The organism is Pseudomonas sp. RC2C2 (genome assembly GCF_018390435.1).
GTDB lineage: Bacteria > Pseudomonadota > Gammaproteobacteria > Pseudomonadales > Pseudomonadaceae > Aquipseudomonas > Aquipseudomonas donghuensis.
On the sequence record NZ_JAHBAX010000001.1, the window covers coordinates 2,898,005 to 2,910,590 of the forward strand.

Here is a 12,586-nt window from a genome sequence, read left to right on the forward strand (position 1 = left end):
GCGGGGCTTCATATAAAGGATTATTCGAGATGAACGACGTCGCTAAAAAAGAAGAGCCCTCTAAAGATCTGGCTATCGCTATTCCAGGCGCGCTGCTGGCCATTGCCGGCAAGATCAAAGATCCAACCCGTGAAGATGTAATTGACTCCTATCAGTTTTCTTCCGAAGTTGCCGGGAAACTCTTCAACCCTAATACCCAGTGTGAAGAGTGGTTCAAGAAGTTTCTCAGCGTCATGCAGGACTGTGGCTGGGTCGTAGTCCGTCAGAAGTACCAAAAAACTGAGTCGGGATCCCAATCGCTCAAGATCGGCGCCATTGCCTCCAAAGCCGTGAGCGGAATTGGCAGCGCTGTTCTGGGCGGGCCGGCGGGTACGGCCCTGCGCAAGCTGGCTGACGGGGCGCTGAAAAAGCTTGGCCTTAGTGAAGAGGCTCAGCAAATAATCAAACGTAAGACCGACAATAGCAAAACCGGCTCTGTAGGCCTCGCCGCTTGCCTGGTGACCGAAAGCGACGACGTCGTGCTGGTGACAAGTGCTGTGCAGACGAGCAAGTCGGGTAAAGACGCTGACTGGGCCTTGTTCGAATGGGCGGGCAGCTCTTCTGATACCTACGAGGCAGCGGCAGCGTTAATGCTGAACCGCAAGCTCTATCACAGCATTCGCGATGCCATTATCGACAAGCTGAAACAACACAAGCAGAGCCGTGTCCTCCTCCACGATATCTGATTGGACGGTCGGGATGGCTGGAGGCTTTAGCCATCCTGACATTCAAGTTTCTACTGGACCAGGAGGGATCATGGAAGACTATTGTGTATGGGTGAATGGTGGCTCGTTGTTGCTTATCGCCCCCGACGTACTGCCGGATCAACGCCAGGCGGTACTCGACTCTGTGTTGTATGCGCAACTGGTGGCGAACAAGTTCGCTGGCTCGCGTTTTTTGAATTACCAGACGTGGTACGAACGCTATCGCAACACCCTGACTGAACGCGACTGGATCTTCACCAAGTTCCATCATGAGAGCAAATCCGCATCTGATTGCTCGCTACTCTCTGCGATCCAACCTCTGCAACTCTGGCTGGAAACCCGATATACCGGCGCAAGTGCAATCATCGATCAAGGGATTGCGGCGTTGACTCGGGATGCACAGGGCCTGGAGTGTTTTGGTGGGTTTACTTTCGAGGCACGCGATACGGGTGCAGTTCTGATCATGGAAATCGGGCTGGTACACCCCGGTCCTGTAATCGACCTGTGCAGTATCTCCATTACCCTCGTACAGGCGCCTGAAGTGGCCGGAATCGAGCAGTCGTTGGCCGGCGAAGTGTTATGCAACGAGGTTGTGATTAACGGCGGGGCGGCTGTGTTGGATGGCAAGATGTTCGAGGGTTCGCGCGCCGATCTGCGCAGTTTGATGGCGCGCAAGCAGCAGGAGCACAACTATGTGATGGCGCTCGACAGTCAACCTGAAGGTGATAATCATGAGTAAGCTAACGGGCGTGGTCGCCGACTCGAGCATCCTGTCATTTCATCCCGAGGTTAGCGCAGCGCAGCGCGATTCGGTGCTACTGGCCATATCGGCAGCCGAGATGGTTACCCGTGATGCCTACGAGCAGGGACTGATCGACGACTGGTTCAACTATTACCGTCGGCAATTGATGTTCTACGGTTACGACCCGCTTCAGGCAAGCGAGGTGCACTGGCCCGGCGGTGAACGACCGAACATCGTCGACAAGGCTCTGCGCAGCATTGCGGCGGCCAGCGGCGGTAGTGAACTGGCACTATCGATGGGCGGGACCCTGGAGGCCCTCAGGGGCGCACGCGACGCGCTGGCGCATTTTGAGCAGCGGGTGCAAAAAACGGGGGTTTTTCAATTGCTACCCTGTGCTCCAGGCAAGGCCGGGCAGGTAGACATGGTGCTGTATCACGAATCGATGGCGCTTACGCAGACGCGTGCCGGCTTTCTGTTCCGCGAGCGCCAGACCCGGCAGGTCAAGGCCGAGCTGGTGCGCTTCAACGTCGCGCTGTTCGATCAGGAGCTGCGCGCCAAGGTGGAAAAAATGCGCCAGGCCGGTCGTATGCGCAACCTGGGCACATTTCTGGTCTAGGGCACCAGGTAACCCTTGATCCCGGTAAAGATGATCTGCGCCGCCAGGGCGCAGACAAACAAACCCATCAAGCGGCTGACAATCTGCAACCCCTGGTCGCCGAGAATCCGCTCGATACGGTTCGACAGGTACAACACCAGGCCGACGGTGAAACTGGCCAGGGCGATACTGACGATGGCCAGCAGTTTGTCATCCCAGTGCGGCTGGCCAACCCCCATCACCAGCAGCGCACCGATGGTGCCGGGGCCGACGGTTAGCGGTATGGTCAACGGTACGATGGTCACGTCCTGCTGCACATTGTCGGTTTGCACCGCCGATTTTCCCTGGGCCATGCCCAGCGCCGAAATGAACAACACGCTGCCGGCGCCGATGCGAAACGCATCCACCGTGATGCCGAATATGCCGAAGATCACCCGGCCGAACAGGTACAGCAGCACGCTGGCGATCAGCGCGGCGATTGCCACACGCCAGGCCAGTTGCTTGCGCTCCTTGCTGGAGTAGCCGCGGGTCAGGCTGATGAAGCACGAGAGCACGAAGAACGGGCTGTAGAGCACGAGCATTTTCAGGTAGACGCTGAACAACTCATGGAGCATGGTCGAGGCTCGCAGCAAGGGTGAAGTGAAGCAAGTGTATGCGAATTATGGGGTCGGAATCTGGCTTGATTCGGCTTCGCGACGCGCCACCCAGTGTTCGATCAATTCACGCAACTGCGACAGCTCCACCGGCTTGGACATGTGCCCGTCCATGCCGGCCAGGCGCGCACGCTCCTTGTGCTCGGCGAGGATGTGCGCGGTCAGGGCGACCACCGGCGTACGCCGGCGCTGGTTGCTGACTTCCCAGATGCGCAGCTGCTGGGTGGCCGAGAAGCCATCAAGCACCGGCATTTCGCAGTCCATCAATACCAGGTCGTAGTGGTTGGCCTTCATCGCCTGCAAGGCTTCTTCGCCATTGCTTGCGGTGTCCGGTTCCAGGCTAAGCTTGCCGAGCATGCCGCGAATCACCTTGGTCGAGATGTTGTTGTCTTCGGCCACCAGGATGCGGAAATCGCTGGGCAGGTTCAGTGGCGCCGACAGCCCGGCCTGCACCGGGATGTTCGGCTGACCCTTGCTGCGCTGGGACAGCTCTTCGGCCAGGGTGGTCTTGAGGGTATAGCCGGCCACCGGTTTGGCCAGGATGCGTTTGACCCCGGCATTGCGGGCGATGACCTTGCTTGGCGCGTTGCTGATACCGGTGAGCATCACCAGCAGGATGTCGTGGTTGAGGCTCGGGTCTTCCTTGATTTTCGCCGCCAGTTGCATGCCGGTCATGCCGGGCATGTTCTGGTCGAGCAGTACCGCGTCGAAGTAGTCGCGCAGGTGCGCCTTGGTACGCAGCAGGGCCAGGGCCTCCTTGCCCGACGGCACGGCACTGACGTTCATGCCCCAGGCGCTGCATTGCTGGACCAGCACCTTGCGGCAGGTGTCGTTGTCGTCCACCACCAGCACCCGGGCACCGCGCAGCGGGCCGTCGAGATCGGCAGGCGGCTGTTCGAGACGGTGCGGGTCGAGCGGCAGGGTCATCCACAGGGTATTGCCCATGGTGTGGCTGGTCTTGATACCGAACTCGCCCTGCATCAGGGTGATCAGTTGCTTGGCGATCACCAGCCCCAAGTGGCCGCCGAGCTTGTTGCTGGAAAGGAAATGCTTGCTGTGCAGCTCTGCCTGCAGCAGCGCTTCGCGTTCGCCTGGCGGGATCGGCTCGCCGCTGTCCTGCACGGCAATGCGCAGGCGCGGGCTGTCGCCGCGTTGGTCGAGGGCGACCACCAGCAGGATTTCGCCCTGGTCGGTTTTTTTCAGGGCGTTTTCCAGCAGGCTCAGCAGGGCCTGGCGCAGGCGCGTCGGGTCGCCACTGATGACTCGCGGCACCTGTGGCTGGGTGAAGCTGATCAGCTCGATGTTCTGCTGCTCGGCCTTGGCCCGGAAGATACTCAGGCAGTCCTCGATCAGCGCATTGAGGTCGAACTGCACGTCATCCAGTTCGATCTGCCCGGACTCGAGCTTGGAAATGTCGAGAATCTCGTTGATCAGGGTCAGCAACTCGTTGCCGGCGCTGTGGATGGTCTGTACGTAGTCGCGTTGCTTGACCGACAGCGGGGTGCCGAGCAGCAGCTCGGTCATCCCCAGTACGCCGTTCATGGGCGTGCGGATCTCGTGGCTGATCTTGGCCAGGAATTCGGCCTTGGCGTTGATCTCGGCGTTGCTGGCGGCCAGTTCACGGCTGGCGCTGAAGCGCTCTTCGCTGATGCGCCGCAAGCGCTCGCTGACCGCCAGGTTGAGCAGCAGGCCGCTGACGCTGGTCAGCCCGAGGAGAATGAACAGCAGCCATTGAGTCGGCGTGCGGGTCAGTCCGAGCAGGGCCGGCAACACCACCAGGCAGCCGATATTGAACGCCAGCATGGCCACGGCGAACAGCCGCGCCGGAGCGTAGCCCTTGTACCAGTGGTAGCTGGCAACCAGCAGCATGGTCAGGCTACCCAGGGCCATCAATGCATAAGTCATCAGGTTCAATGGCAGGGTATCAACGAACAACAGCAGCAGGCCGCAGAGCGCGATCACCAGCATCTCGCCCTGCAGCAGGCGGCTCAGGCGCGGTTGTTCGCAAGGCGTGAAGAAGCGCAGGGTAAAGGTCAGGCCGGCCAGCGACGCCAGCAGGGCAGTAAGGTAGGCCGCCGGTGTTTGTGCCGAGTGCCAGAGGCTCCACCAGGGGCCGCTCAGGTTGAGCAGAATCAGTGCGCTGAGCAGCATCAGCGCGTGGTAGACCGCCAGGGCCAGGCTGGTACTTGAGCGTGAGTAAGCGAAGCGGATCAGGTTGTGCAGCATCAGCATCAGCAGGCAGCCGAACAGCAGGCCGAAGAACAGCGGCTGGCGCTGGTCGGCGGCGGCCTGGGCGGCAGGCTCCAGGCTGATGGCCGGGCGCAGCTGGTGCTCTGATACCAGGCGCAGGTAGATGTCCAGCGCGTGCGCACTGTTGGGCAGGGCCAGCACATGGTCGCTGCTGCGCAGGTAAGGATCGTCGCTGTCGTTCAGGCGACCGTTGTGGATCTGCTTGATCAGCCGATCGCCGTCGAGAGCGTACAGGTCCAGGCGCGACAGGTCGGGGGCGAAGACCCGCAGCAGTTTTTCCTGCTGCCCGGGCTCCAGCCGGTAGTGCAGCCACAACGCCTGGTCGGGCGTGGCAGCGTTGAGTTCGTTGAGTTCGAGGGGGCTGAACTGGTTGCGGTAGCGTTCCGAGCGTACATCGCTCAATTGCAGGCTGGCCTGATCGTCAAGCAATACCGCCCAACCACTGCCTTGTTCGGCCGCAGCCGGGAACAGGCAGAGCAGGGTCAGCAAGCTGACGGTGAGGCCAATGGCAATCCTGAGCCAACGCACGACGAAATCCCTTCTTAGCTGAATGCCGGATGGTAACTATGCGCGGCGCGCCAAGCCGAAGGCAAGGCCCATGGCGGGCCTTGTCGACAAGCCGGAGGCAGGACGCTTGCGGCGTCGCGGCCTCCAGGCACCTGCTTATTGCTGGTGTTCACCGCGTTCGCGGGCAATGGCGCGGTAGCCGATGTCCTTGCGGTAGAAGCTGGCGTCCCAGTTGATCTCGGCAGCCAGGCGGTAGGCTTGTTGCTGGGCAGACTCGACGCTGTTGCCCAGGGCAGTGGCGCAGAGTACGCGGCCACCGGTGGCAACCACCTGGCCGTCCTTGAGTGCGGTACCGGCGTGGAAGACTTTACCTTCCAGCTTCGCGGCAGCATCCAGGCCGTTGATCGCGGCGCCTTTGCTGTAGTCACCCGGGTAGCCACCGGCAGCCAGGACCACGCCCAGGCTCGGGCGCGGGTCCCACTGCGCTTCGACCTTGTCCAGGGCCTTGGCGAAGGCGGCTTCGATCAGCAGCACCAGGCTTGATTCCAGACGCAGCATGACTGGCTGGGTTTCCGGGTCGCCGAAGCGGCAGTTGAACTCGATGACTTTCGGGTTGCCGGCTTTGTCGATCATCAGACCGGCATAGAGGAAACCGGTGTAGACGTTGCCTTCCTCGGCCATGCCACGCACGGTCGGCCAGATCACCTGGTCCATCACGCGCTGGTGCACGTCGGCGGTGACCACCGGTGCTGGCGAGTAAGCGCCCATGCCGCCGGTGTTCGGGCCAGTGTCGGCGTCGCCGACACGCTTGTGGTCCTGGCTGGTAGCCATTGGCAGCACGTTCTGGCCATCGACCATGACGATGAAGCTGGCTTCCTCGCCGTCAAGGAACTCCTCGATCACCACGCGCGAACCTGCATCACCAAAGGCATTGCCGGCGAGCATGTCGCGCACGGCGTCTTCGGCTTCGGCCAGGGTCATGGCGACGATCACGCCTTTACCGGCGGCCAGGCCGTCGGCCTTGATCACGATCGGCGCGCCTTTTTCCCGCAGATAGGCCAGGGCCGGCTCGATCTCGGTGAAGTTCTGGTAGTCGGCGGTCGGGATCTTGTGGCGCGCCAGGAAGTCCTTGGTGAAAGCCTTGGAACCTTCCAGCTGGGCTGCGCCCTTGGTTGGGCCAAAGCAGTCCAGGCCGCGGCTGCGGAACAGGTCGACGACACCGGCGACCAGCGGGCCTTCAGGGCCGACGATGGTCAGGGCGACGTTCTTTTCGGCGAAATCGGCCAGTTGCTCCAGGGCGGTGACGTCGATATCGACGTTCTCGCACTTGGCTTCGGTGGCGGTGCCGGCGTTGCCCGGGGCAACGAAGACTTTCTCGACCCGTGGGTCCTGAGCGACTTTCCAGGCCAGGGCGTGTTCACGACCGCCGCTACCGATAATCAGAATATTCATGAAGGCTCCTTCGGAGAAGCTGCAAGCTGCAAGCTACAAGAAAAAGCAGCCAGTGCTGCCTTTTGCGTAGCTTGCAACTCTGAAATTTAAGGGGCTGCAACTGCAAGAGGATGCGACTCGATGCGCTTTTTCTTGCAGCTTGCAGCTTGGAGCTTGTCGCTGCTTCACTCAGTGCCGGAAGTGACGCATGCCGGTGAAGACCATGGCGATGCCGGCTTCGTCAGCGGCTGCGATGACTTCGGCATCGCGCATCGAGCCACCCGGCTGGATTACCGCAGTGATGCCCACTTTGGCAGCGTTGTCGATGCCATCACGGAACGGGAAGAACGCATCCGATGCCATGACCGCGCCCTGCACCTGCAGGCCCGCGTGCTCGGCTTTGATTGCCGCGATACGGGCGGAGTTGACGCGGCTCATCTGGCCGGCGCCGACACCGATGGTCTGGCGGTTTTTGGCGTAGACGATGGCGTTGGACTTGACGTACTTGGCCACTTTCCAGGCGAAGATCAGGTCGTGGATCTCTTGCTCGGTCGGCGCGCGCTTGGTGACCACTTTCAGGTCGCCCGCGGTGATCATGCCGATGTCGCGGCTCTGCACCAGCAGGCCGCCAGTGACGCGTTTGAAGTCCCAGGCAGCGGCACGTTCAGCCGACCACTCGCCGCAGGCCAGCAGGCGTACGTTGGCCTTGGCAGCCACCACGGCGCGGGCTTCGTCGCTGACGCTCGGGGCGATGATCACTTCGACGAACTGACGCTCGACGATGGCCTTGGCGGTTTCAGCATCCAGCTCGCGGTTGAAGGCGATGATGCCGCCGAACGCCGACTCGGTGTCGGTAGCGTAGGCCAGTTCGTAGGCCTGGCGGATGCCGCCTTCGGCGTCCGGGCTGACGGCCACGCCGCACGGGTTGGCGTGCTTGACGATGACGCAAGCCGGCTTGACGAAGCTCTTCACGCACTCCAGCGCGGCGTCGGTGTCGGCCACGTTGTTGTACGACAGCTCTTTGCCTTGCAGCTGTACGGCGGTGGCGATGCCGGCTTCAGCGGGCTTGGCCTCGACATAGAACGCCGCGCTCTGGTGCGGGTTCTCGCCGTAGCGCATTTCCTGGGCCTTGATGAACTGGCTGTTGAAGGTGCGCGGGAACTCACTGCGGCCTTCGGTGCTCAGGGTTTCACTGGCCTGGTTCACGGTGCCCATGTAGTTGGCGATCATGCCGTCGTAGGCGGCGGTATGCTCGAATGCCTTGAGCATCAGGTCGAAACGCTGGGCGTAGGTCAGGCCGCCGGCCTTGAGGCTTTCCAGCACCTGGCCGTAGTCGCTGGCGTTGACCACGATGGCGACGTCTTTGTGGTTCTTGGCCGCCGAGCGAACCATGGTCGGGCCGCCGATGTCGATGTTCTCGATGGCGGTCGGCAGGTCACAGCCAGGTTTGGAGATGGTGGCTTCGAACGGGTAGAGGTTGACCGCGACCAGGTCGATCGGCTTGATCCCGTGTTCGGCCATGATGGCGTCGTCGGTACCACGACGGCCGAGGATGCCGCCGTGGATTTTCGGGTGCAGGGTCTTGACCCGGCCGTCCATCATTTCGGCGAAGCCGGTGTAATCGGCAACTTCCACCGCGGCAACGCCATTGTCCTGGAGCAACTTGAAGGTGCCGCCGGTGGACAGGATCTCGACGCCGAGCTGTTGCAGCTCACGGGCGAATTCAAGGATCCCGGTCTTGTCGGAGACGCTGATCAAGGCGCGGCGGATCGGCAGGCGGGTAGTCTGGTCGGTCATTTCAGATTCCATAACGCGGTGGAGTCAGCAAAAAAGGCGACCTCATCGAATGGGAGCCGCCTTTTCTGGTTTGGATGCTTGCTTACAACAAATCGTACTGCTTGAGTTTCTTGCGCAAGGTGCCGCGGTTGAGCCCGAGCAGCTCGCTGGCCTTGGTCTGGTTGCCCTTGACGTAGTTCATTACGCTTTCGAGCAACGGCGCTTCGACTTCCGAGAGCACCAGGTTGTACACGTCCGTGACGGCCGCGCCCTCAAGATGGGCGAAATAGTTGTGCAGCGCCTTTTCCACACTGCCGCGAAGGGTCTGGCCCTCTTCGCTCGGTGTATTCAGGTGCTGTTTCAGGTTGACGTTGTCGCTCACGGGCGTTGTTCCACTCACTAAAGTCTCGGTCATCATCGTCATGCGGCCACCCCTTGTCCGTCCTCTGTCTCAAGGCTCTGTTCACGTTCGCTGAAGAAGCTGCGAACGTTGGCGCACTGCGCTTGCGTGTCTTCCAAACGGTTGAACTGGGCGCGAAACTCCCTGGCGCCCGGTAGCGTTGCCAGGTACCAACCGACGTGCTTGCGGGCGATACGTACGCCCATCACATCGCCGTAAAAGGCGTGCAACGCGGTCAGGTGCTCCAGCAGAATTCGTTCCACTTCGTCCAACTGCGGCGCCGGCAGTGTTTCGCCGGTGCGCAGGTAATGCTCGATCTCGCGAAAGATCCATGGCCGCCCCTGGGCAGCCCGGCCAATCAGCAGACCGTCGGCACCGGTGGCAGCCAGCACCGCTCGGGCCTTTTCTGGCGAAGTGATATCGCCATTGGCAAAAACCGGGATCGACACCGCCTGCTTGATTGCCGCGATGGTGTCGTACTCGGCTTCGCCGGTGTAGAGGTCGGCGCGTGTGCGTCCATGTACCGCCAGTGCCTGGATGCCAGCCTGCTCGGCGATCCTCGCCACAGTCAGGCCGTTCTTGTTGGCCCTGTCCCAGCCTGTGCGGATCTTCAGCGTGACCGGCACGTCCACGGCGGCAACCACCGCGTGGAGGATTTCGCTGACCAGGGCTTCATCTTTCAATAAAGCAGAGCCTGCGGCCTTGTTGCAGACTTTTTTTGCCGGGCAGCCCATATTGATGTCAATGATCTGGGCGCCGGCCTCGACATTGGCCCGGGCCGCAGCTGCGAGCATCTGCGCGTCACCGCCGGCGATCTGCACCGAGCGCGGCTCGGGATCACCTTCGTGAATCATGCGCAGACGCGACTTGCGGCTGTTCCACAGGCTCATGTCACTGCTGACCATCTCCGACACCACCAGGCCTGCACCCATTCGTCGGCACAGCTGACGAAATGGCTGGTCCGTGACCCCGGCCATCGGCGCGAGGATCAGGGCGTTCTGCAGTGTGTATGGGCCGATGCGTACCGCCGACATAGGAGTTCCCTGTTGTGGGGCCGGATCATTAGAGTTCGAAAAAGGGTTGGCATGATACCCGCTCTCGGTGACCGGATAAAGATGGATTTGGATAAAATCTGAACAGTTGGCTTTAAGCCGCAAGCTGCAAGCTTCAAGCCGCAAGCAAAAACGGATCAGCGTATGGGGCTGCTTTTTCTTGTAGCTTGAAGCTTGCAGCTTGCCGCTCGCCTGTTATTCCGGGGACCGGAATGACAGGCTGTAATTGACCGCTTTGGGGCCCGGATCGAGGATGTCCAGGGCAATGTGGATCGGTGTCTGGCTGGGCATTTCGCCCTTGCCGGCCAGCTCACCGCTGAGGTACTCGGTGGGCTTGAAGCGGCGGCTGGCGATCAACTGGCCGTTCAGGTCGGCAAAACGCAGCTCCAGCAGCGGGAACGGCTGGGAGAACGGCGCACGGTTGTAGATGATTGCATCGACGATCAAGGCTCCGTGGAAGTCCGGGTGGCTGCGCACCACCAGGTTGCTGCTCTTGATCCGGGCGATGTCGACCCGTGACGGCACCTGGCAACCGACGGTCGGGCAGATCGTCTGAAACCAGGGGCGGTAGCGGTCCTGGCGGGCCAGTTCGTCGAACTGGTACCAGATGTACTGGCCAGCCAGCGCCGCGGCGGCCAGCAGGATCAGCAAGAGCCACAGCAGGCGCTTGCCCCAGTTGACCTTGGGCTTCTGCCAGCCGAGCTGGATCGGGTCGTCGACCAGGTCGAGCAGCGGCTCCTTGCGGGCAGGGCGGCCGCTGGCGGGGCCCAGGCCCGGCTCGCGGCGCTCGTCCAGTCCGGGCTCGGGGCGGTCCAGGTCGTCGTCAGGCTCACGGGCCGACAGGCGCTCGCCGGGCAGTTCGTCATCATCGGCATGCAGCGCAGACGCGGGCGCAGCCGGCGCATCGAGGTCGTCGTCGAGCACATCCAGCGACAACGATGGTTCGGTGCGCTCACCGGGTGCCGGGGCGAGGTCCAGGGCTTCCTGCTCGATCAGTGGCGGCTGCGGCTCGTCGAGCTCGGCGCTCAGTTGCTCGCGCTCTGAAGCCGGGCTGCTGAACAGGCTGTCGGGCCAATGCTGGTCGTCCTGCTCGGGGCTGTCGCGGTGCGCGCTGAGGTTGTCCTGGCGCGGTACGGCGGCCTTGAACTCGGTCGTTGGCTGGATTTCACGCTGTTCCAGGCGCGCCAGTTCCTGATCGAGGTCGAGCTGGTCCAGGTCCAGCTCGGCGGCGCTCCACTCATGCTGGCTGGGTGCTTGCGCAGGCTCCACCACAGGTTCGACAGGCGCCGGTTGTGCAGGTGGGTTCTGCGCCGCGCTTTGCTCCAGCAGTTGCCGGGCGGCGTTGAACACTTGCAGGCAGGCGCCGCAACGCACCACACCGCGGGCCACGCTCAACTGATTGTGGCTGACGCGAAAGCTGGTCTGGCAATGCGGGCACTGGGTGACGAAACTGTCGGTCATGCGGCGGTCCGGGTTATGCAGAAGGTTATTCTAGGCGCACTTAGCGGCGGCGACCACTGATGCGTACCCAGCCATCGCGTACGGCGATCGGGTCGAGGTCGAAGTCCTTGGCGTAGGCCGCGGCGACTTCATCGCCCTGTTCGGCGAGGATCCCCGACAGCGCCAGCAAGCCGCCCGGACGCACCAGCGCCGACAGTTGCGGGGCCAGCGAGACCAGCGGGCCGGCGAGGATGTTGGCGACCAGCACGTCGGCCTGCATGGCCGGCATGTGCTCGGGCAGGTACAGGGCGAATTTCTCGTCGGCGATGCCGTTGCGCCCGGCGTTGTCGCGTGAGGCTTCCAGGGCCTGCACGTCGATGTCGGTACCGACCGCTTCGCGGGCGCCGAGCAGCAGCGCGGCGATGGCGAGGATGCCCGAGCCGCAACCGAAGTCGAGCACCTGGGTGTCTTTCAGGTCCTGGCCGTCGAGCCATTCCAGGCACAGGGCGGTGGTCGGGTGGGTGCCGGTGCCAAAGGCCAGGCCCGGATCGAGCAGCAGGTTGACCGCCTCGGGCTCGGGCGCCGCATGCCAGCTTGGCACGATCCACAGGCGCTGGCCGAAACGCATCGGCTGGAAGTTGTCCATCCAGCTGCGTTCCCAGTCCTGGTCTTCGATGACTTCAGCCTGGTGCTCGGGCAGTTCGGCGCCGGTCAGCAACTGCAGGTGGGCGAACACCGCGTTGGCGTCGGTATCGGCTTCGAACAATGCCAGCAGGTGAGTGTGCGACCACAGCGGGGTGGTGTTGAGGTCCGGTTCGAAGATCGGCTGATCTTCGGCATCCATGAAGGTGACCGAAACGGCGCCTACCTCGAGCAGGGCATCTTCATAGGTTTCGGCTTGTTCCGGGCTGATGGCCAGACGTACTTGCAGCCAAGGCATGGCGGGCACCTTTGGAAAAATCTACAGGGGCAGCCCGAGGCTGCGAGAAGCCCGCCA

At 62.3% G+C, this 12,586-nt stretch carries 11 protein-coding genes; 3 read left to right on the forward strand and 8 right to left on the reverse strand.

Annotated features, from left to right (window positions below; genetic code table 11):
• The first annotated feature begins 29 nt into the window (after positions 1-29).
• The 3 genes from KHO53_RS13365 to KHO53_RS13375 all read left to right on the forward strand — a co-directional run bounded on the left by KHO53_RS13365 (position 30) and on the right by KHO53_RS13375 (position 2,101).
• Complete coding sequence (locus KHO53_RS13365; protein ID WP_010221676.1) at positions 30-725, forward strand: hypothetical protein; 696 nt, start codon at positions 30-32, stop codon at positions 723-725.
• A gap of 70 nt (positions 726-795) precedes the next feature.
• Positions 796-1,482 (forward strand): hypothetical protein, encoded by a 687-nt coding sequence (locus KHO53_RS13370; RefSeq protein ID WP_036995547.1) that lies wholly within the window; start codon positions 796-798, stop codon positions 1,480-1,482.
• A complete protein-coding gene (locus tag KHO53_RS13375) occupies positions 1,475-2,101 on the forward strand; it encodes a hypothetical protein (RefSeq protein WP_010221678.1) in 627 nt (208 codons plus the stop codon). Before KHO53_RS13370 ends, KHO53_RS13375 begins: the two co-directional genes overlap by 8 nt.
• On the opposite strand, the gene tspR is transcribed toward KHO53_RS13375, so the two are convergent.
• The 8 genes from tspR to prmA all read right to left on the reverse strand — a co-directional run bounded on the left by tspR (position 2,098) and on the right by prmA (position 12,529).
• Positions 2,098-2,694, reverse strand: a complete 597-nt coding sequence (gene tspR, locus KHO53_RS13380) for a type III secretion system genes modulator TspR (RefSeq protein ID WP_036995548.1) — start codon at positions 2,692-2,694, stop codon at positions 2,098-2,100. The genes KHO53_RS13375 and tspR overlap by 4 nt on opposite strands.
• A 45-nt stretch (positions 2,695-2,739) precedes the next feature.
• A complete protein-coding gene (locus KHO53_RS13385) occupies positions 2,740-5,511 on the reverse strand; it encodes a hybrid sensor histidine kinase/response regulator (RefSeq protein WP_010221680.1) in 2,772 nt (923 codons plus the stop codon).
• A 135-nt stretch (positions 5,512-5,646) separates the two neighbouring features.
• Complete coding sequence (gene purD / locus KHO53_RS13390; RefSeq protein ID WP_010221681.1) at positions 5,647-6,942, reverse strand: phosphoribosylamine--glycine ligase; 1,296 nt, start codon at positions 6,940-6,942, stop codon at positions 5,647-5,649.
• Between the two features lie 168 nt (positions 6,943-7,110).
• Complete coding sequence (gene purH / locus KHO53_RS13395; RefSeq protein WP_213570389.1) at positions 7,111-8,718, reverse strand: bifunctional phosphoribosylaminoimidazolecarboxamide formyltransferase/IMP cyclohydrolase; 1,608 nt, start codon at positions 8,716-8,718, stop codon at positions 7,111-7,113.
• 82 nt (positions 8,719-8,800) lie between these two features.
• Entirely contained in the window at positions 8,801-9,121 is a 321-nt protein-coding gene (fis, locus tag KHO53_RS13400; protein ID WP_003186237.1) for a DNA-binding transcriptional regulator Fis, read from the reverse strand.
• Positions 9,118-10,131 (reverse strand): tRNA dihydrouridine synthase DusB, encoded by a 1,014-nt coding sequence (gene dusB / locus KHO53_RS13405; protein WP_010221683.1) that lies wholly within the window; start codon positions 10,129-10,131, stop codon positions 9,118-9,120. The genes fis and dusB overlap by 4 nt, the downstream gene beginning before the upstream one ends.
• 213 nt (positions 10,132-10,344) lie before the next feature.
• Positions 10,345-11,610, reverse strand: a complete 1,266-nt coding sequence (locus KHO53_RS13410; RefSeq protein ID WP_036995553.1) for a DUF3426 domain-containing protein — start codon at positions 11,608-11,610, stop codon at positions 10,345-10,347.
• A 40-nt stretch (positions 11,611-11,650) separates the two neighbouring features.
• On the reverse strand, positions 11,651-12,529 hold the full coding sequence (gene prmA, locus KHO53_RS13415) for a 50S ribosomal protein L11 methyltransferase (RefSeq protein WP_010221685.1): 879 nt from the start codon (positions 12,527-12,529) through the stop codon (positions 11,651-11,653).
• Between the last annotated feature and the right edge of the window lie 57 nt (positions 12,530-12,586).